The 20757-nt window shown below is 58.4% G+C and carries 11 protein-coding genes and 4 pseudogenes; 4 read left to right on the plus strand and 11 right to left on the minus strand.

Features of this window, described 5'->3' with window-relative positions:
* Window positions 1-116: 116 nt before the first annotated feature.
* From QA642_RS14005 to QA642_RS14025, 5 genes and pseudogenes are all read right to left on the minus strand, one after another.
* A pseudogene (locus QA642_RS14005) lies at window positions 117-388 on the minus strand (IS701 family transposase); the annotation flags it as partial.
* Between the two features lie 317 nt (window positions 389-705).
* On the minus strand, window positions 706-996 hold the full coding sequence (locus QA642_RS14010; protein ID WP_283085175.1) for a hypothetical protein: 291 nt from the start codon (window positions 994-996) through the stop codon (window positions 706-708).
* 51 nt (window positions 997-1047) lie between these two features.
* Complete coding sequence (locus QA642_RS14015) at window positions 1048-2568, minus strand: winged helix-turn-helix domain-containing protein (RefSeq protein WP_283085176.1); 1521 nt, start codon at window positions 2566-2568, stop codon at window positions 1048-1050.
* 393 nt (window positions 2569-2961) lie between these two features.
* Window positions 2962-3594 (minus strand): response regulator, encoded by a 633-nt coding sequence (locus QA642_RS14020; protein ID WP_283085177.1) that lies wholly within the window; start codon window positions 3592-3594, stop codon window positions 2962-2964.
* A complete protein-coding gene (locus tag QA642_RS14025; RefSeq protein WP_283085178.1) occupies window positions 3578-9082 on the minus strand; it encodes an AAA family ATPase in 5505 nt (1834 codons plus the stop codon). Before QA642_RS14025 ends, QA642_RS14020 begins: the two co-directional genes overlap by 17 nt.
* A gap of 313 nt (window positions 9083-9395) precedes the next feature.
* Here QA642_RS14025 and QA642_RS14030 point away from each other — a divergent pair, with 313 nt between their 5' ends.
* From QA642_RS14030 to QA642_RS14040, 3 genes are read left to right on the plus strand one after another with little or no spacing between them, the layout of a single operon-like run.
* Window positions 9396-10712 carry an extracellular solute-binding protein gene (locus QA642_RS14030; RefSeq protein WP_283085179.1) on the plus strand — a complete coding sequence of 439 codons (1317 nt, stop codon included), beginning with the start codon at window positions 9396-9398 and terminating at the stop codon, window positions 10710-10712.
* A gap of 6 nt (window positions 10713-10718) precedes the next feature.
* On the plus strand, window positions 10719-11663 hold the full coding sequence (locus QA642_RS14035; RefSeq protein WP_283085180.1) for a sugar ABC transporter permease: 945 nt from the start codon (window positions 10719-10721) through the stop codon (window positions 11661-11663).
* 50 nt (window positions 11664-11713) lie between these two features.
* Window positions 11714-12493, plus strand: a complete 780-nt coding sequence (locus tag QA642_RS14040) for a carbohydrate ABC transporter permease (protein ID WP_283086885.1) — start codon at window positions 11714-11716, stop codon at window positions 12491-12493.
* A 16-nt stretch (window positions 12494-12509) separates the two neighbouring features.
* On the opposite strand, the gene QA642_RS14045 is transcribed toward QA642_RS14040, so the two are convergent.
* The 6 genes and pseudogenes from QA642_RS14045 to QA642_RS14070 form a co-directional block, all read right to left on the minus strand.
* The gene (locus QA642_RS14045) at window positions 12510-12890 is read right to left on the minus strand and encodes a response regulator (RefSeq protein WP_283085181.1); all 381 of its coding nucleotides are present in this window, start codon (window positions 12888-12890) and stop codon (window positions 12510-12512) included.
* Between the two features lie 673 nt (window positions 12891-13563).
* Window positions 13564-14703, minus strand: coding sequence for a Gfo/Idh/MocA family oxidoreductase (locus tag QA642_RS14050; RefSeq protein ID WP_283085182.1), 1140 nt, complete (start codon window positions 14701-14703; stop codon window positions 13564-13566).
* Window positions 14700-15774 (minus strand): annotated as a pseudogene (locus tag QA642_RS14055) (sugar phosphate isomerase/epimerase). Before QA642_RS14055 ends, QA642_RS14050 begins: the two are co-directional and overlap by 4 nt.
* A 134-nt stretch (window positions 15775-15908) precedes the next feature.
* A pseudogene (locus QA642_RS14060) lies at window positions 15909-17392 on the minus strand (NAD-dependent succinate-semialdehyde dehydrogenase).
* Window positions 17393-17409: 17 nt separating this feature from the next.
* Window positions 17410-17742, minus strand: a complete 333-nt coding sequence (locus QA642_RS14065) for an iron-containing alcohol dehydrogenase (RefSeq protein WP_283085183.1) — start codon at window positions 17740-17742, stop codon at window positions 17410-17412.
* A gap of 534 nt (window positions 17743-18276) precedes the next feature.
* Window positions 18277-18837, minus strand: a complete 561-nt coding sequence (locus tag QA642_RS14070) for a LysR substrate-binding domain-containing protein (RefSeq protein ID WP_283085184.1) — start codon at window positions 18835-18837, stop codon at window positions 18277-18279.
* Between the two features lie 300 nt (window positions 18838-19137).
* Between QA642_RS14070 and QA642_RS14075 the strand changes: the two are divergent.
* A pseudogene (locus tag QA642_RS14075) lies at window positions 19138-20648 on the plus strand (ATP-binding cassette domain-containing protein).
* Window positions 20649-20757 lie beyond the last annotated feature (109 nt).

Raw genomic sequence — 20757 nt, forward strand, 5'->3', positions numbered from 1 at the left:
TGACCCCGTTTCATCATCTATCGGGGGACAGCCACCATCATGACCCCTTGCTCCGGAGCCGGGCCCATTACCGCATCTAGCGCTACTTTGGCAGAATTGGTTTGCGCCACTGTTTTTCAAGGATTTGCTTTCGGCAATATGGGCACTGCTGAGACGGGGGCCGAAGGATGAGATCGACGATGGCGTGACGTACGGCGGGCATGGTTGGCTGGGGCGGAGGCCCGTTGTTTCTTTTTTTCCGCCCCGCGTGTGCGAGGCGACGGTGTTGCAGGAGGGCGTAGGCAATTATTGTCATTAGGGCGTGGCGATGAAGCCCCTGCCAAGATCGCCCTTCGAAGTGATCAAGTCCGAGCTCCTCCTTCAACCGCTGATGCGCCTGCTCACAAACGGGAGCCGACACGGTCGTCTGCGAGTTGCCGTGCGTCTCCACGCGAACGGGCGGCGGCGCCGGCGGAGGAGGCGGCGCGATCGGGTGTTCGAGCGCACGTTCAAACTGCGAGCGCGGCTGCATCGGCAGCGGCTGGGGCTTGAATTCGGGCGGGATGCCCCGGCACGCGCCGGCGACACCGGAGCGGGGCGCGTCACAGGTGGCGGAGCTGACGGCTTCATGTAAGCCGGGTTCGGCCGCAGGTTAGTGTCTACGCCAAGCATGCCCGGACGGTAAGCGAGCCTCTCGGTACAGCGAGATCGCCTTCCGCCTACGCTTCAGAGATCGAGTTTGCGGTGAAGGTCTGACTGCAGACCCTGGCTTTCAACGGGTCCTACGAGGTGGATGCTGGGAGGCAGGCTTGGAGCTGATGGTCGCAAGCGGTCCATCTCTGCTTTTGAGATTGGAACTGACCACGCCTTAAGCAAGGCGAGCCCGATCAGAGCAAACAGGACTTCGGCAATTTCGTCGCTGCCGATTGTCTCCTTGGCGGCATTGCGTGTGACCTGGGGGAGGCGACAATTTTCGGCGGCGCGCACGAACAGCTCGGTACAGCGCTGAACGAACATGTCGAGGAATGCGGTCAGCGAATGGGAGCGGCGCTTGTGCGCAAGCAGGCGTCAACGAGGGACAGATGGTTCAGCAACAGGTGCGACATGAGCCGCCAGAGCAGGCCACTGCCGGCTAGCAAGCGCATTGTGTCGCTTGATCGCATCCGCTTCGCCAAGTTCGACGAGCTTGCCCGAAGCATAGGAGCGGATGGCATTGAGCAATCTATAATTTGTGGTGTCCCCGAAGGGAGTCACCGCAACAAGCGACTTATTGACCAGGTTCGCGAGCCCGTCGATGACTTCCGTATCGTCAACGCCTTTATCCGCCGCGACCGCGAGGGCGTCCTCTAGTGTGAAGGCGCTTGAAAAGGTCGAGAGCCGGCAGAGGGTCAGTCGCTCAGACTCGGATAGCAGATCGTAACTCCAGTCCAGCATTGCGCTTAGAGTTTTATGTCTGGGTGGTGCCGTGCGTCGGCCGGTTCGAAGCAGGTTGAACCGATCGGCAGGGATTTCTAGGGTTTTTTTCAGACCCCAAGCGTTGACGCATCCCGCGGCAAGCTCAATCGCAAGAGCAATTCCGTCGAGCCGGCGGCATATTTCGCCAACAACGGGGGCATCCGCATCACTTAACTCGAAGCCGGTCCCGCTGGCGGCCACGCGCTCAACGAATAGCTGAACTGCCGGGAAGTCCAGCGCGCGCTTCGCTGAGAGCCTCGCTTCAGCAGGGGGCCCGCCGAGCAGGGGCAACCGATACACAAATTCGCCCCTGACGCGCAATGGTTCCCTGCTCGTCGCCAAAAGATGAACCCGCGGCGCTTCGATAAAGAGACGCTCGGCCAATGCCGCTACGGTCTCGATTACATGCTCGCAGTTATCGAGAATCAGCAACACCCGCCGGTCCTGCAGGAAGTTGATCAGGTCGGGAGTTGGGTCGTCGGGTTTGATGCAAAAACCGAGGGCCGACGCGACCGCGCTCGGTACGAGAAGTGAATCGTTGACGGATCCCAGATCGACGAAGCAAACGGCGCCCGCAAAATCTTCCATCTGCCTGTGACCCACGGAAAGAGCGATGGTCGTCTTGCCGATGCCGCCGGTTCCAACGACGGAGACAAAACGCCCAGCGACCAACTGCGCCAATGATTGTTGAATCGCTTCATCACGTCCTACCGTTCCAGCCGGGCAATTCGGCAGCTTGCATGATCCATCGTCCACTCGCCGTTCGCCATTTGTCAGGACTGTTGCGCTAGAACGGGAGACGGGTGCCACGAAGCAATAGCCCCGCCCGGAGTGCGTGGTCACATATCTCGCTCCCGCCCCACAATCCCCGAGTGCCTTGCGAAGCGAAACGACGTGAACTCTAAGGCATCCTTCGTCGACCGTAACATCCGGCCAGACACGCTCCATCAGATCACTCTTACTGACAATTGTTCCGGCGCGTTCGACCAGATGGGCCAGAATATCGAAAGCGCGACTGCCGAGACGGAGCGGAGTGTCGCCTTTATCGAGTCGCCTCTGCTTCAGGTCCAGCCTGAATGGACCGAACGAGGTGATGTTGTTCACCTGAGGCTCTGTCTGGTTGCTCGTCTGCATACTCTGATCCCTTCTCGAGTAGGCAACGGCGGATAGTTCGGGCCTGGAAACCACACCGATAGCTCGGGTCATGAATGGTTGTGCCGGCTGCGAACTATTCCCTTTGCATGTCAATAGGGAGCGACGAGTCTCCCGAGGTGTCGGCGATACTAGCGCCACGGGATATCGCGCCCAACTGAACTTGTGACGGCAAGGTGGACCGAAGGGTGTAGCAGCAGTCCACCTCTGGTCCAGAGGACCTAGACCAAAGGATAGTGAAGTATGGGGAAGTCCGCTCTTCGGCCGGTTGAATTGGATCGGGCCGGAATGGCGCCCGTTCGTGCCATCTTCGCGTGACAGCGAGACCGGAATTGCGACCGTGACCGTTGGCGGGTTGGGGAGGCCCGCGATTCTCTACGGCTTTGAGAGACCTATCCTGTCGACCATTCTAACCAGTTCAGCCAACGATACCGCCTGCATTTTTTGCATCACGTGGCCGCGATGGAGTTTGACCGTCGCCATGCTGATTCCGATGTCCGCGGCGATCTGCTTGTTCAGGCGACCAGCCACCACGTGCTCCAGCACCTCACGTTCGCGCTGCGTCAAAGTAGCGAGGTTCGCCCGGATCTTCGCAACCGAACTCTCCGTCTCGCGGTGTTCGCGGTCCTTATCGATGGCCAGGTGGATTGCATCCAGCAAATCCTGATGACGAACCGGCTTGGTCAGGAATTCGACCGCGCCTGCTTTCATGGCCCGGACCGACATTGGGATATCGGCATGGCCGCTGATAAAGACGACCGGCAGAAATATGTCTTCCGCCACGAGACTATCGTAGAAATCCAACCCGCTTCGCCCTGGCAACCTGATATCAAGGACGAGACATCTGAGGCCGCTCGGAGGATCACTGTCGAGAAACTCCTGAACCGAAGCGAACAGTTTTGTTCGCAAGCCTACTGACTTCAGAAGGCCTTCGAGCGCGTCGCGAATATCCTGATCGTCATCAATAACGATTACGGTCGGCTGAGCATCGTCACGCGAGGTCGTCAATCGACGTTCCTTTCTTCAGCACTGGTAACGTAAATTGAAAACTGGAACCAACAGGAAAGCGCGGCGACGCCCAGAGCCGGCCACCATGGGCCTCCACAATCGAGCGCGAGATCGACAAGCCCATGCCCAGACCCTCGTGCTTGGTTGTGAATAGGGGATCGAAAATGCGATCTCCATTTGCTGGATCAAGCCCGATGCCTTCGTCTTCCACCGCAACGAGAACGTCATCCTCGCCGCCGAGCCGCGTTTTGATCCTTAATACTCGCCGCTGGTGCTGGAGGCCGCTCATTGCCTCGATGCCGTTCATGACCAGGTTAGCGACAACCTGCTGCAACTGAACCCGGTCGCCCATGATCGGCTCGAGTCCGCTGAACAGATCAGTTTCGACGAAGACTTCATGTCTGGCAAGTTCAGCCTGAATCAATTCGAGAATGCTCTCGATCAAGCCATTCACGTCAAGATTAGCCATTTGTGACGGCGATTTGCTGGCCAGCGCGCGAATACTCCTGATGATTTCTCCGGCCCGGTGGCCATTTCTGACGATGCGTTCTGCGGCATTTCGCGCTTCGGCAAGATCAGGTTCGGGCCTGGCAAGCCAGCTTAAACACGTTTCGGCGTTGGTCACGATTGCCATCAGCGGTTGGTTTACCTCGTGTGCGATCGATGCGACGAGTTCACCCATCGTTGTCAGCCGGGCAACATGCACGAGGTCCGCCTGGGCATCGCGTAATGCGTCTTCGTTGCGTTTGCGCTCTGTGACATCGATTGTCGTGCCGATATATTCCCGCACCTCTCCGGATTGCCCTACAATTGGCCGGCCTGCGCCGTGTACATATTTGACCGATCCGTCCGGAAGCAAAATCCGGAAATCAAACGCGAAACCGGTGCCGTTGCGGACCGCCGCGTCGAGCCTTTGCTGAAGATAGGGGCGATCTTCCGGGTGCACTCTCTGCTCGAACAGCTGGAAAGTCAGCCCATTCTCCGCCGTCGGATTGTAGCCGAAGATTCGACTATGTTCCTCCGACCAAACAAGCTGTCCGGTCGCAATATTCCAGCTCCAGCTGCCGGTGTGGCTCATTCTTTGCCCTTCCGCGAGAAAGGCTTCGCTCCGTGACAGGTTAGCATAGAGGTATGCGTTCTCGAGAGAGATCGCGGCCTGCGACGCCAGGAATTCCAGCACTGCGACGTGGTTCGGCGAAAACGCATTCGCCGCCAGGTTGTTTTCGAGGTAGAGTGCGCCGACGAGCTTGGCCTGCTTGATGATAGGTAGACACAGAACAGACTTGGGACGGCGCTCCTTCACATAATCATCGCCCGATAGCAACTCGCTTGCCGTGGCATCGTCCAGAATCAGGCCCTCTCGCGTCCTAACCACATATTTAAGTGCGGAATGAGGGAAGCTGCCTGACGAAATTGACTTCCTCTGAAGCGTGACCTCGATCGTGCCGTGAATAGTGGAGGCTTCCGCTGCAATCTGCGGCTCGTTGTTCTGCAGAAGGATGAGCATGCCCCGCTCAGCTCCCGCATTCTGAACGGCGATTCGCATCAGTGTCTCAATCAAGGAGTCCAGCACGATCTCGCTGGAAAGAGCTTGCGAGGCCTTGAACATCGTTCCGATATCCAGTTGTTCGACGGGCGCGTCGAAGGTTCTGGTCGGAATCGGCGAGGTCGGATAGCTCCGGACATTCGGGTAGTCGCGATCAAGCAGATGAACCTTGGCCTCCGCACCCCAACGGAGATAACAATTTCGCGCGTCACGGAGATATGTGTCGGAGATTTTGTTGAATCCGCGCACCATGTAAAATCGTGCGGCGAGTTCATTGGCGATCGCCTCGTTCTGGACGAAGCCATGTTCGCGGGCCAACAGAATGGCCTCCTCGTATAGGTGCTCTGCGTCGAGGGCGCGACCTTCCAGGCGCGCGATTTCGGCTCCGAGCACGGCAGCGCGGTCTGCGAAATTCTCGGGGCAGTTCCTTGCCCAACCCACAATCCGTCCGTGATGTGCGGACAGTGCTTCCAGATGTTGCTGCCGTTGACCAGGGATCGCCGAGTCACAGACCGCCGCCCGCGTGAGCGCGCTGTAGAAATGATATTCAGCCAGTTCGAAGTCCCCGAAGAACGACCAAAGCAAAGGCGCCGCTTTCGACGCCGTCGCGAGCGCGGATGGGTAGTCACCCAAAAGGAAGTGCGCTTGCAGCTTGCGTATCCAATAACAACCCATCGGCTTTGCCAGCTGGGGATCACTCTCCAAACGCTGTTCGAATTGCTTCTCCACAAGCACCGCGTCATTGACGGAGACAAGATGCGAAGTAGGAACTCTAAGATTCCGGATCAGCATGAGTTGCCCAGTTATGACATCCATGACGAGACCGAACTTGGCCTTTCGTGCAGATGCCAGGGCATTCTCCGCCTCCAACTCGACTTCGCTGAGCGGTTCTCCAGCAGCGAGGAGGTTGGTAACCAGGTCGGCAGAGCTACAGGCTGCAAAAAAAAGGTCGCCGGCCTCTTGCGCCGCTTCGAAAGCGCGCCGCACAAGGGAACGGCAGGTCGGAAGGTGTTGCATCCATGGAGCGATGTGATTGCTGAAAGTCTGGTACACGCGAGCCCGGAAACGATCATACGTCTCCGTTAATTCCAGGCCAACTTTGCTCAAACGGTAACCCGACTGAAAGTCGTCGAAGACATGGCCCAAATATATGCCCAAAGCCACGTAGGCATAGGCCGACGCATCGCTGTTGCCATGTTCAAGACTAAGCGCCGCCATCCGGATGGAGATGATCACCCCGAGGTTATTGCTCTTGCCGCTGAAGGTGGCTGGTACCACAAGTACCGACAGGACGTTCATGACTGCGTATTGATCGGCGTCAAGCATTGGCGGCAAGTCAATGAGGGACTCGATCGGGCGGGCCCCAAGTCGCTGCCACAATTCCTCATAGTCCAGGCGGACATCCTCTGCCGTCGGGCGCAGCTGCAGGCGGATGCCAACCCGCCGCAGATATTCCAAGCCTATCTCGAGCGCCCTGTCGCTTTGATCCAAATTGGTGTGCAACATCACACGCAGGCATGTGACGGCGGCCTCATCGACCGGGTTCGCCGCGCGACCCGAAAGCAGCCTGAGCCGTTCTTCCGACGACGCCAGGTCCCCCGTCAGGTACTCGCATTCGCCTCTGAAGAGTTCGAGCGCGAAAGCGAGCCGATAAGTCCTTTGCCATTTGTCCGCCGCCAGTAGCTCGCTTCCGGCGGTCAGAAAGGCCAGCGCCGATGCGTAAGCCGAAGTTTCTCTAGCATGCTTTCCAGCCATGAGATTGAGTTCAGCAACGAGTTCGCGCTCTTCCTGGTTCGTGATTAGTCCGACGCCGCGATCGAATTGGCCGACGATCTCGAAAATGCTCTCCTCAAGTTCTTCCGGCCCCGTCGATGGTGAAGCGAGTGCTCTGCCGATCGTTAGATGGGCCGCCGCCCGCTCACCCTCGCGGATAAGAGCGTAAGCAGCCTCCTGGACGCGGTCATGGAGAAACGTATAACCGCTGCCCTGGTGGAGGACGAGGCCGGCGCGAACTGCTTCCCAGAAAGCCGCGTGAATCTGCGCCTCGGTTGCGCCGGATATCTTGCTCAGCGTGACGGTCTTGCAACTGTTACCCAGGCACGCCAGCTGCTTCAGAATGTCCTGGGTGACCTTGGGCAGCCGTTGCAGCTTTCCGATCATGAGAGACACGACGTTGTCAGTGAACCCCTTGGCGCGGATCCGCTCCATGTCCCAACGCCAGGCGAGCGTCTCCGGATCGAACGCGATCAGTCTTTCCTCTGCCAATGCAGTGAGAAATTGGATCGTAAAAAACGGATTGCCGGCAGTTTTCTCATGCACCAAATCGGCCAGAGGCTGAACAGCATTCTTTTCGCAGCGAAGCGCGTCTGCAACCAGGCTGCAGATGTCGTCGCTGTCCAGGGGCGCCAGCACAATTTGTGTGACCCGCGCCTCGGCCTGGCGGACTGACGCCAACATGCGCGTCAACGGGTGCGCAGAATCTACTTCGTTGTCCCGATAAGCGCCGATCAGCAGGAGGTGCTTCACATCGGGATGTGTGACGAGGTGTCCAAGCAAATCGAGGCTGGCGGCGTCCAGCCACTGCAGATCATCGAGAAACAAGGCAAGCGGATGCTCCGGCCTGGCGAAGACGCCGAGGAAGCGGCGAAACACGGCCTGGAACCGATTTTGTCCATCCTGGGGCGGGAGCTCCGGAACCGGTTGCTGCGCTCCGATGACGAGAGCAAGCTCCGGTATCAAATTGACCATCAGTTGCCCGTAGGTACCAAGCGCCTCGAGCAACGCCGACCGCCACTGGCTGACCTCCGTTTCGCTCTTGGCAAGGATCTGCCTGACGAGAGACTGGAAAGCCTGCGCCAACGTGGCGTACGGGATGCCGCGCTTGTACTGGTCGAACTTGCCAAGCGCGAAAAGACCGCGCGCCGGCGTCAACGATCTATGAAGTTCGTTCACGACCGAGGATTTGCCGACACCTGAATAGCCGGACACGGCCACGAATTCGATCGTGCCCTGCGTCACAACATGATCGAAAGCCGAGAGAAGCGCGCCGATTGCGGCCTCGCGTCCGTAGAGTTTCTCGGGGATGAACAGTCGATCCGAACCGTCGTGCTCGGCTAGTGAAAACGGATCGATACGGCGGTGTGCTTCCCATGCCTTCAGGCAACGCCGCAGATCCGCCTCCAGACCCGCTGCGGATTGGTATCTATCTTCGGCGTTCTTCGCCAGCAGCTTCATCACAATGGATGAGAGTTGAATCGGAACCGCAGTTGATCGATTGCATGGTGGAACGGGAAGGCGGGCAATGTGGCAATGGACCCATTCCATCGGATCAGAGGCAGCAAACGGCAATGTGCCGGTGAGTACTTCGTAAAGGGAGATCCCGAGCGAATAGAGATCACTGCGAGCGTCGATTGAGCGGTTCATCCGCCCGGTCTGCTCGGGAGCGATGTAGGCAAGCGTGCCAGCAATATCCTCGGGCGGCCCGGCAGCCTGCCACTCGTGCAACAATCGCGACGCGATACCGAATCCAGTGAGCCGGACGTTGCCCGCGGCATCGACCAGCACGTTCGCCGGCTTGATGTCCTTGTGAACGAAACCGCTCTGATGGACTTGACCGACAGCTGCCGTGAGCCTAATGGCCAGGCGCAAAAACTGCGCTGGCTCCAGCCTCCGATTGAGTAGGCGACTGAGAGGTTCGGCGCCGTTGTCCTCGAGTACGAGGGTGGCAGACCCATCGTCGCGGATTAGCGCCAGAGGCCGCGCCGCCCAGCTGGGATCGAGGTCGTCTGCGAGCGCGTACTGGCGTTCGAGCCGCTTAATGAGCGTTGGCCGACGGGTGGTAAGCACTAACACTGAAACCGGATTGTTGCGCTCGCGGGCCCGGTGTAGCGCAAACTCCCCGTCGTCTCGCAGCATCTCAAGCTGGTAGTCGCTGAGGTTCATTCACCTTCCCCGATGATCGCGCCAGACCGTCGTGATCGATTCCGGAAGCAGCCTTCGACGGTAATTCTTAGGTTTACCCGTCTGTCTTATCAACCGAGGAGCGGCAACTGCTTCGCCTTGGCCGGTGCTGTAATTTCGCGCTAATCGCGTGCCAGGAGGCCATCTATTCTTGTTGGTCCCAAGTAAAACAGCATATTTTCTTGATAGCCAAAGTAGAACAGCATATTTGCGCAAGGGCAAAAAATAGGCCAAAATTCGCACTTGGCCCCCTCGGCTTCAGCGGCATCATGCGCGTACAGTGGGACCGGCGGCAATGAAGTTCAACCGAACGTTGCTACTGCTCGTCATTCTCTTGATCGGCCGTCTTCAGCCGACGGGCAGTGCATGGGCCGAAGACCTTGTAGCGCCAGATCGCATCGGCCGCTCCGATGCACCCAAGAGTTTCACTTTCCGTGTTCTAACGGCGCATTCGAACAACAACGCACAACCGAAGTATGCAAGGGGAATGGCGGAGCTTTACGAAAAGTATGCCCGCAACCATCCTGACTGGCGCGTTCGAATTCAGTTAATGTCTCTTCAAATCCCGCAGGAACATGCGCGGCTGCTGGAGCAGGCCAGGAATGGCATCGCACCCGATTGTACTTCAATGGATTCATTCGCGGTCCCTCTATTCATTCAACAGGGCCTTCTGAAACCGATCGAACAATATTTCACGAAGGAGGAGGTCGAGGAACTCTTTGCTTTCGTCAGGCCCATCGTGACCGATGCCGAGGGCCATATCTATGCTTGGTGGTGGACGACCGATCTGCGACTGCTATTCCGCAATACGGCGTACGTGCCCAACCCACCCGACACCTGGCAGCAAACGAAAGAAGCGGCACTGGCGGCCAAGCGGACGACCCCAGGCCTCGATGGCCTGCTGTTCAATGGTGGCCGCAACGAGACCACGATGGTCGATTTCCTGCCAAACTTCTGGGCGCAAGGCGGCAAGCTCGTCGACGAAAAGGGGACACCTGTATTTGGAAGGGAGCCGAACAGGGCCTATCTGCTGAACGCGATTGCTTATTATCAGGACCTGATTAAGTCAGGCGCCGCACCGGCCCGTGTCGCGAGCATCAGCGACTACAGCGACCTCACTGCATCGGCTATCGCAGGGAGCACCGCCATGATGATCAATGGCGACTGGGTGATCGGACAGATGCAGGCATCGATGACGCCTGATGCTTTCGCAAAATGGGAAATTTCGATGTTGCCCGGGCCGACGGCGGAGCAACGTTCGACGGCCAGCGGCGGCTGGACGTTTGTGTCCTTTTCGAAGGATCCGGAGAAGGTCAAGGCGTGCATGGACCTGGTTCGTGAAGTCTACATGGTGCCGGCGGTCGAAGTTCTTCAATTGTTGCCGACACGGCAAAGCGCGTTCGATTCCATGCCAATGTTTCGCTCCGAGGTCTATCAGCGAATTAGGCAATACCTGAACAAGAGCCAGGCGCGACCGGGCTTTCCGATCTACACCGCAATCTCAAACAGATTGCAAATCGCAATCAGCAGCGCGCTTTCGGGCTCCCGCACTGCGGAGGCCGCGGTGGATGAGGCGATGGAGCACGTCGCCAAAGTCGCTCCCACGCCATAAATGAAAATGGGACTGCAGCGTCGGCACTCGGGCGAAGACCGAAAGACGAACTCCCCGGGCGCGGCGCGCAGCGCTTTACGGTTCAATCAGGGTGATCATCCCTTCTGGTGGCTTTGTCCTGTCGCCATCCTGCTGGCGGTCTTTTACGTCTATCCGGTTCTTGAGGTCCTGCGCACAAGCTTTACAGACGCAACGCTGTTGGACACGTCCTACCGCTACACTCTGGGTAGCTATCGATCCATCTTGGCAGATCCCGCTCTGTTGCAGATCCTGGAGGCGACCTTCGTTTTCGTCGCCGGCAGCGTGATTGGCCAAACCGCACTTGGATTGTTGATCGCGTTGGCTCTTCAGGCTGGACTCAAACGGCACCTGTTCGGGGTGAGAGTGGTTCGGGTCACCGTGCTGGCGACGTGGGTCGTTCCCAGCGTTGCTTCCGCTATCGCGTGGCAGTTGCTTTTGAGCGAAGCGGACTTCGGCCTCTTCAACGCCATGCTGAGGTTCACCTCGCTGCCGCCCGTGCCATGGTTATCGGAACCCTGGATGGCGGTCCAGTCTGCGACTGTAGCAAACATCTGGTATGGCACTGCGCTCAGCGTGATTTTGCTCTATGCCGGCTTACAGACCATCTCCCCGACCTTGTACGAAGCGGCGGCGGTCGACGGCGCGACCACCAGTCAAACTTTCTGGCACATTACGCTGCCGGGACTGAGACCGACGCTTCTGATCAACATCATCATTGTCAGCGTCCTCTCTCTAAACACCTTTGAAATCGTGATGCCGCTGACCGGCGGAGGGCCCGGGCGTTCAACCGAGGTCCTCGCATTGGCGGCGTACAATATGGTTTTTCATGATTTCAATCTGGCACAAGGCAGCGTGCTGGCGGTCCTGATGCTGCTCATCAACCTTGCGGTCGCGACAACCGTTTGGCTGTTATTCAGGGGATCGCGTTGAATTATCGCAACAAGCGGGGGATCACAATCTACATCGCGCTTGCGCTGATCATGTTGTTTTTTGCGCTTCCTTTGCTTTGGTTGCTGTCATTATCCATTCGGACGCCGGCGGAAATCCTTGTGAGGAATCTGCATGTCATTCCGCATTCGCCTACGCTGCAAAACTTCGCCCAGGTTCTGAACAATCATCAGTTCCTTGGCTACCTATGGAATGCTCTCAAACTCTCGATCGCCGGGGCTGCCGGCGCCTGCGTTGTCGCCGCTCCCGCGTCCTATGCGTTCTCCCGACTGCAATTCCGAGGCAAAGCTCAGTTGCTCTTTTTGGTCCTGGGATTTCAAATGGTTTCGCCGCTGGTGATGATGGTGCCGCTCTATCGCTCCATGCAGGCGTTGGGCCTGACCGAGTCTCATTTTGGTGCCACTCTCGTCTATATCGCGATGTACTCGCCGATCGCCACATGGGCGATGAAAGGGAGCATCGATGCCGTTCCCAGAGAGCTCGATGAGGCGGCGATGATTGACGGTTGCAGTCGTTTACAGGCATTCTTGTGTATCATACTTCCGGTCAGCCTGCCGGGGCTGGCGTCGACTTTCATTCTAACGGCGATGCTTGGATGGTCGCAGTTCATCGTCCCCTTCATTTTGCTCAGTCAGCCCGATATGTTGCCGATCTCGGTCGGTATCTTTTACTTCTTCGGCGCTTACGCCGGTTCGGCGATGCAACTCGTCGCCGCGGCGAGCGTGTTGTCGCTACTCCCGATCATCGTGATCGTCTTCCTCCTTCAAAACTTCGTCGTGGGCGGTTTGACGGCCGGCGCCGTGAAGGAATAGAGGGTTGCTTGCGCCATCAAAATTTCTCCGATCGCTCCAGAGCCGACCTGATGCAGGCGAGCAGATCGTCTTTGGCGACGGGCTTGTCCAGAACGCAAATCACTCCGGCTCTCAGTGCCTGTGCGCGAACGTGTTCGCCGGAGAACGCGGTGATGACGATCGTCGGAACTCGGCTGCCGGAGCTCGCCAGCTGGTTTAGCAGTTGAAGTCCGGACATCCCGGGCAGTTTGATGTCGGTAATCAGACACGATGTCTGCTCAAGCAGATTGGATTGCAAGAACTCCTCAGCCGAAGAAAACATTGCAGCCCTGAAGCCAAGCGCCTTGAGAAATCCGGCTATTGCGTCACAGACAGCCTTGCTATCGTCGATACAGGCAATAAGAGGATCTGATGTCAAAGCGGCATCCTCGCGACGAGATCAATCATATCGCCCAAACAGGCAATAGCTCAAGCCATGTCGAAGCGTCGAGGGTTGGCTGATAGTCGCGTCTGGCTAGACCATGGTCTATGTCGCGACGTGTCCCTGTCGGAAACCTAATCCGGCTGGCACATGAGGCATCGCGCAATGCTTCTGTCTTATGAGAGAAGCTCACAGCCTGGTCTGGTCGGCGCTGGGCATATTGTTCCGGTCGCGGGTCTCGCTGGAAGCTGAGATCCTGATCCCTCGTCATCAACTTAATAGCCGGCGCCCGCATCTGCCGAAGAGACCGGCATTCAGTACGACGGATCGCCCGATCCTTGTTGGGCTGTATCGTTGGCGCCAAACGCCACCAACGCGCTGACGATTGTGAAGCCGGGAGCGCCGAGAACCCATCGAGAGCTTCTCAATCTCGGGATCGAGATCGGCCCAACTAGCGTCGTCAAGTACATGGCGCGGAGGAGGGGCCTTCCTTCGCCGGGATGGAAGACGTTCCTTCGCGACGGTGCGGACGGCATCGTTTCAATGGACGTCTTCGTCGTGCCGACAAGTTGGTTCCGGCGCTCTATGGGCTGCTGATCATGGGGATTCGGCTGCGATCCACCATGATGCGCGTCGTGAGTTCTTTTGGCGTTGGATCTGGCCGCGCGCCTTACACATCGCTGAGGCTTGTCCACATGCTCTGATTGTTACTCGATCGGACTGCGGCGGCGATGAATTCCATTCCTTCAATTCCGTCAGCGAGCGACGGCAGGTCGGGACAGGCAGTGTCTCCGGAGCGGATCAGCTGAGCAAACTCACTATAAAGTGTTGCGAACGCCTCAAGATAACCTTCGGGGTGCCCGCTCGGCAGTCGTACCTGAATCGGAGGAGCGTCACCGGAGATGGCGCCGCCTCGCGTCAGAAGTTGCTTGGGCCTGCCAAATTCCGTGAACCACATCTGGTTTGGATTGTCCTGGCGCCACTCAAGCCCGGCCTTTTCGCCGTAAACGCGCAGCTGTAGACCGTTTTCGCAGCCCACGGCAACTTGGCTGGCCCACAGCATCCCGCGTGCATTGCCTTCAAAACGTAGCAGCACGTGCACGTTGTCGTCGAGCCGTCTGCCCTCTACGAAAGTCGACAGGTCCGCACTTACGGCCACCGTTTTTAGACCCGTCACAAATCTCGCAAGGTTATAAGCGTGCGTACCGATATCTCCGATCGCACCGCCAGGTCCTGAACGAGCAGGATCCGTGCGCCAATCCGCCTGTTTGCTTGAAAGGGGGCGAGTTAGCCAATCTTGCGGATACTCGACTTGAACGACTCGAATCTTGCCCAGGTCACCATTCGCCACCATGGCACGCGCTTGTCGTACCAGAGGATAACCCGTGTAATTGTGCGTCAATAGAAACTTCGCGCCGTTCTTTGGCTCGATTTTGGCGAGCGCACGGGCCTCATCGAGCGTTGACGTAAGCGGCTTATCGCAAATCACGTGAATTCCAGCCTCAAGAAATGCCTTGGCCGGCGCAAAGTGCAGGTGATTGGGTGTAACGATTGAGACGGCCTGAATGCCGTCTTCGCGGGCTGCCTCTTTCGCCGCCATCTCGGCAAAGCTGGCATATATTCGATCTTCGGCCAGCCCGATCCTTCTACCAGATTCTTGCGCTCGATCAGGATCGGAAGACAGAGCTCCCGCAACCAGTTCATAATCGTCGTCAATTCGCGATGCAATTCGGTGCACGTAGCCGATGAAGGCTCCGATCCCACCACCGACCATTCCCAATCGGATGCGCGACGTCTCGCTGCTTCTCATGACATGCCCTCATCTGGCCGCAGACCAAGCATTTTCAGATTTGCTTCCCTGTTCGTGCCGGAGCTTGCAAAGTCATCAAAAGCTCGCTCGGTGACCCGTATGATGTAATCGGAGATCAGCCGGGCTCCTTCCCGCGCGCCATCTTCCGGATGCTTCAGCGCGCATTCCCACTCCAGCACGGCCCACCCCGCGTAATCGTAGGCCGTGAGCTTCGAAAAGATCGATCGAAAGTCAACCTGACCGTCTCCAATCGATCGGAAACGTCCGGCGCGGTTAACCCACGACTGAAATCCTCCGTAGACACCTTGCCTGCCGGTTGGATTGAATTCGGCATCCTTGACGTGGAACGCCTTGATGCGCTGGTGATAGATATCGATGAAATCGACATACTTCAGTTGTTGCAGCACAAAATGGCTTGGGTCGTAAAGAATATTGGCGCGGACGTGGTTCTTCACTTGATCGAGGAACATTTCGAAAGTCACCCCCGTCATGTAGATCCTCGCCCGGGTGTAATTCATAGCAAACGTCGACGCCGTTGCGATCGAACTCATCGAGAATTGGTAGCCATCGGCGGCCAAGTTCACCAAAGGCATCGTCGATCAGGCCATGGGGGCGTTGGGGCCAAGGGTAGATGAAAGGCCACGCAAACGCGCCCGAAAAAGTTGCGTGGGCATTCAGACCAAGATTGCTCGAAGCCCTTGCGGCCCATTTCAATTGTTGAATGGCCCACGCGGTCCGAGCGGAGGAATTCCCATGGACTGCGGCCGGCGCGAAACCATCAAAAGCACTGGAGTAGGCCGGATGCACGGCGACCAGTTGTCCCTGAAGGTGCGTCGACAATTCAGAAATCTCGAGTCCATGGCGATGGACTGTGCCACGCAGTTCCTCCGCATATGTTTTCGACGTCGCAGCCTTTTCTAGGTCAATAAAGCTGGAAACCCAGCTAGGTATCTGCACGCCCCTGTATCCGAGATCCGCTGCCCAGGCGCATATGCTGTCCAACGTATTAAAAGGAGGAGCTTCGGCGGCGAACTGAGCCAGGAATATTGCCGGTCCCTTGATGGTGCGCACAATTAATCTCCTCTGTCTTGTTATTCGAAGGGCCTGAGCCTGACGGCTTTCTGGACCCCACCGCAGTTCTGCTTCCTACCCCCCCGGCGCGATATGATCACGGTTGAAGGGATCGCGTCGCACCTGTCCTCCTTCTACATCGCAACGGCGAGATATTTCGCCTCCATGAACTCGGCGATGCCATGCCTTTGCCCGCCTTCGCGTCCGATGCCGCTCTGCTTGGCGCCGCCGAACGGGGGCGGCCGGATCGGACATGAGCCCGCGATTGAGCGCGATCATACCCGTTTCAATCTTCCCGGCTACACGCATGCCGCGGGCGAGATCACGGGTGTAGATGTAGGCGGCGAGCCCGTATTCCGTGTCGTTCGCCCGCTCGATCGCTTCGCTCTCCCGTTCGAAGCGCGAGATCGGCGCCACAGGTCCGAAGATTTCCTCGTGCGCCATCGCGGCGTCGGCCGGCACGTCGCAGAGGACTGTCGGAGGATAGTAAAAACCTGTTCCGCTCCCGACCGAGCCCCCGCACAGAACGCGGGCGCCACGCGCGACGGCGTTCTGGACCAGCCGATCGATCTTATCGACCGCCTTTTTCGTGATCGTCGGACCGCATTCGGTGGCGGCTTCGATGCCTGCACTTTGAGCGCCGTCATGCGCTTTCGAAGGCCTTCGGCGAAGGCGTCGTGGATGCCAGATTGTACATAGATGCGATTTGCGGCGGTGCAGGCTTCGCCGGCGCTGCGCATTTTCGCTACCATCGCGCCGTCGAGCGCAGCCTCGAGATCGGCGTCGTCGAAGACGATGAACGGCGCGTTGCCGCCGAGTTCCATCGAGCAGGAGATGACGTGCTTGGCGGCTTCGGCGAGGAGGAGGCGGCCAACTCCGGTCGAACCGGTGAACGACAGTTTCCGCACCCGTGGATCCGCCAGCATGGCGGCGGTGGCCGGAGCAGGATTAGAAACCGTAAGGACGTTGACGACGCCCGGGGGAACGCCGGCTTCTTCATATAGCGCAGCGAGCTCGCAGGCCGTGAGAGGCGTCTCGCTCGCGGGCTTGAGAACAACCGTGCAGCCCGCTGCCAGGGCGGGAGCGATCTTGCGCGTCGCCATGGCTGCCGGGAAGTGCCAGGGCGTGATCAAAGCGCAGACGCCGATCGGCTGATAGTCGACGATGATGCGGTTCGCGCCCGAAGGAGCGAGGCCGAATTCGCCGGTGATTCGTACGGCTTCCTCGGCATTCCAGCGAAAGAACTCGGCGGCATAGCGACCTGGCCGCGCGCATCGTTCAAAGCCTTGCCGTTCTCGATCGATATCAGCGCGGCAAGAGTTTCGGAACGCTGCGTCGTCAATTCGAAGCAGCGCCTTATAATTTCGGATCGTTTGCGCGGAGGTGTCTGGCTTCAGCCGGCCGCCGCCCGGGCGGCGGCCTCCACCGCTGCCTCGACGTCGACCATGGCCGCATCGGGAACCTCGGCGATCATGCGCTCGGTGGAGGGATCGACGACTTCGATAAGACGGCCGTCAGCGGCCTGCCGCCATTGGCCGTCGATATTGAGACCGCGCGCATAAGTGCGGAGGTCGATGGTTTCCTGATCGGTCTTGAACGTGTTCTGGGACATGTTCATGAGGGGGTCCTGTCAGCTTAGATAGCGCTGCCGGCGAAATCGCCGTCGTAGGCGGCTTTCACCAGTCGTTTCATCGCGGGAAGGTATGAGGGGCGGGGATTGTTCTTGATCAGCCGATCGATGCCGAGGGCGAGTTCGGCGGTCCAATCAATCCTGTCGGAGGGAAGTCCAAGACCGGCCAACGTAGGAGTGATCCCAATCGCCGCGAACAGGCGGCTGATTTCTTCAATCGTCGCGCGGGCCATCTCGCCGTCGCTCCGGCGGGAGCGCCGAGGCCGAGAGCGACTCCGACGTGGGCGATTTCGGTTGTCGCCGCTAAGCAATTGAAATTCATTCACATAACGCAGCATGGTCGCGACGTCGAGCCCGTGTGGCGGTTGGATCGCGGTTCATCCTCAGAATCGGTTTTGTTGCCCGAGCATTGCACGCGAGCCATGATTTCGCATTACTGAGTACTTTGGATTTCTGGTCGGCTTGGTATTTGACCATAGAAATGCCCGTATCTCGCAGCGATCCTCTTGCATGGAAGTCGGAGCAGAGGCATTGACCTGGTCGGCGATGATGATGTCCTGTTTGCCGCGTTCTCAGATTTAGCTTCGCTTATCCCCTAGTCCGGTCAACTCCACGGCGTCGCGCCCAATAGCTCGTGCTTCGCCCGTCCGTAACGATGAACTGAAATAGCATGCGAGTACTCGTTGTCGAAGATGAGCCTGATCTCAGCTCGTTCCTCTCGTCTCTTCTGCAGCGCGCCGGTTCAAATCTGGGGCTTGCCTATTCTGCCGCGAGGAGCGCCGCGCGCAAATTGCCGTCGCGGGCTGCAAGGCGCAAGGATGCCTCCACGGCTCCATCGATGGGACTGAACTCCGGTAAATTCAAAGGCGGAGTCACTGATCGCCGACAATAAGACGTCCTTTCGCTCGCCGTCCAATTGAACGGCGGATAAAATTCGCAAGCTGTTCTACAGCAGGAGACCGCAACTGCTCTTCTTGGGCAACTAGCGCCAGTTCGGTTGCTCGCACATTCGGAAAGCCTGCCCGCCCATTGAGGATGCACAAATTCGCGGGTACTGCCGTACGGGCTAACAGTGTCACTGCCAAGCCGGACGAAACCGCAGCGAGGATGCCTGTCAGACTGGCGCTCGCATAGGCGATGCGCCAGGGCAGTTTTGCTGTCTCCATCGCGTAGATCGCGCGCTCGCGATAGAGGCACCCTTGCGGAAAGAGGGCAAGGGGAATCGGATCGTGGTCGCGACGCTCTGCAATACCCCGCGCTCCAACCCACACAAGCTGCTCCGGCCAGCTTCTGAGGCATGGACCGGACCGCGCCTCGCGCTGCATCAATGCGAGATCGAGCTCACCCGAACTTAGCAACGGCTCGACCTCCGCGGTCAATCCGCAGACCGTGTCGACACGAACGTTGGGGTATTGGCTGCCGACGACCTGCAATTCTGTCTTTCAGGAAAAAGGCCGATCGCAAGCTACGCGTTGTCGATCCGATAGGATCGCGCGTACTACAGGAGGGCAAGGAGAGCCTTGCCCTGACACGATTGAATTGGTACGCTCCTTTACCCCAAGGTTGAGGACAGAGGGGGAAGGTCGATGAATCATCATAGCTTCCACAATCCAACCCGAGGACCTGTGTCCGCCCCGCGTTTCATCTCGCGGGGCTGATCAAGGAGCGCATCGCGGTCTCGTTGTCAGCCATTTGCGCGCGTTTGGTCGCGCTCACTGATTCATGAGACTGCAATGTCACTTATCTCCGTCAAAGACCTCTCTCTAACTCGTGTTGACTCGCTCTTCACCGGCCTGAGTTTCTCAATCGGCAAAGGCGATCGCCTTGGCCTTGTCGCCGCTAATGGCCGCGGCAAATCATCCCTCCTTCGTATTTTGGTCGGCCAGGAAGACGCAACGGCGGGGACCGTCACCCGCATACGCGGACTGATCGCCGCCGCCGCCCCGCAAGATCCACCCGAACGGCTCCGGTCCCTTAGCTTCCATGATGCGAGAAGCTCTTGCTCCGGAGGTCGCCCAAACACAGGGCTGGCGGGTCGATGTCCTGCTCGATGATCTTTTCGTCGACGAATCCATAAGGGGCCGCGCTGTCCATACTCTATCCGGCGGCTGGCAACGGACGATGCTTCTAGCGAGGGCCGCCATTGTCGAACCTGACCTGCTCCTGCTGGATGAGCCGACAAATCACCTCGACATCGGCCGGATCGGCGTGCTGGAAAGGTTCCTAGCAGCGTTGCCTCGCGATTGCGCCATGGTCGCAGCGAGCCATGACCGCGCCTTCCTCGACGACGTGACCAGCCGGACGTTGTTCTTGCGCCCAAAGGAAAGTTCAGACTTTTCTCTGCCCTATTCTCGCGCTCTGCAAGCGCTGGAGGATCACGACGCGGCGCGAAAAAGACAGTTCGACAACGATATGCGCAAGGTCAAAGTTCTTCGACAACAGGCGGCGAAGCTCAAGAACATCGGCATCAATTCCGGGTCCGACCTACTGGTGGTAAAGACAAAGCAGCTGTCGGAGCGCGCCGACAAACTCGAGGAGCGCGCCCGACCGGCGCAGCTGGAGCGCTCAGCAGGAACCATCCGCCTTACCAACAGCGGCAGCCACGCCAAAGCGCTGATAGCAATCAAGGACACCGCCATCGTCACGCCGGATGGGAGGCCGTTGTTCCGTACCGGTACGAAATGGATCGAGAGCGGGGATCGGGTTGCTCTCCTAGGAGCAAACGGTACGGGCAGACGAGGCTCATCGAGCGATTGCGGGCGGCTGTTGCGGGGTCCGATCCGGATATCCGTGTCGCGACGAGCCTCAAGTTGGGATATTCGAATCAGGCGCTATCACAGCTCGAGATGTTCAAGACCCCACAGGACGCGTTCAAGAGCCTGAGCAATCTCCCGGACCACCAGGCGCGCTCCCTGCTCGCGGGCGCCGGCGTCGGCATAGACGCCCAAACTGCGCCTATACCTCGCCTTTCGGGGGGGGGCAGCGAGCGCGGCTTGCAATGCTTCTTCTGCGCTTGCTCCAGCCAAACTTCTACCTTTTGGATGAGCCAACCAATCATCTCGATATCAATGGGCAGGACTCGCTGGAGAGCGAGTTGGTCGAGCATGGCGCGGCTTGTCTTTTGGTCAGCCATGATCGAGCATTTGTCCGAGCTGTGGCGACGCGAATCTGGGTCATCACAGGTCAGCGACTTGTCGAGGTTGATGACCCGGTACCGGTCTTTGACAAGCTGATGTCCAGCTGATCCTGCATTGCCTGGGGCGTTGACTAGTCTGCGACCTGCTCAGGCCTAGTTGAGTTCGGTTGTCGGAATGGTCATTGATTGTCCGGCGAAATCACACGCCTCTTAAATC

Source organism: Bradyrhizobium sp. CB2312 (assembly GCF_029714425.1).
Lineage (GTDB): Bacteria > Pseudomonadota > Alphaproteobacteria > Rhizobiales > Xanthobacteraceae > Bradyrhizobium.

Bases quoted from the DNA above. Each gene is read 5' to 3' on its own strand.
- QA642_RS14010 (WP_283085175.1), bottom strand. From the start codon at position 996: ATGTTCGTTCAGCGCTGTACCGAGCTGTTCGTGCGCGCCGCCGAAAAT.
- QA642_RS14015 (WP_283085176.1), bottom strand. From the start codon at position 2,568: ATGCAGACGAGCAACCAGACAGAGCCTCAGGTGAACAACATCACCTCG.
- QA642_RS14040 (WP_283086885.1), top strand. From the start codon at position 11,714: ATGTTGTTTTTTGCGCTTCCTTTGCTTTGGTTGCTGTCATTATCCATT.
- QA642_RS14025 (WP_283085178.1), bottom strand. From the start codon at position 9,082: ATGAACCTCAGCGACTACCAGCTTGAGATGCTGCGAGACGACGGGGAG.
- QA642_RS14050 (WP_283085182.1), bottom strand. From the start codon at position 14,703: ATGAGAAGCAGCGAGACGTCGCGCATCCGATTGGGAATGGTCGGTGGT.
- QA642_RS14035 (WP_283085180.1), top strand. From the start codon at position 10,719: ATGGGACTGCAGCGTCGGCACTCGGGCGAAGACCGAAAGACGAACTCC.
- QA642_RS14030 (WP_283085179.1), top strand. From the start codon at position 9,396: ATGAAGTTCAACCGAACGTTGCTACTGCTCGTCATTCTCTTGATCGGC.
- QA642_RS14065 (WP_283085183.1), bottom strand. From the start codon at position 17,742: ATGCTGCGTTATGTGAATGAATTTCAATTGCTTAGCGGCGACAACCGA.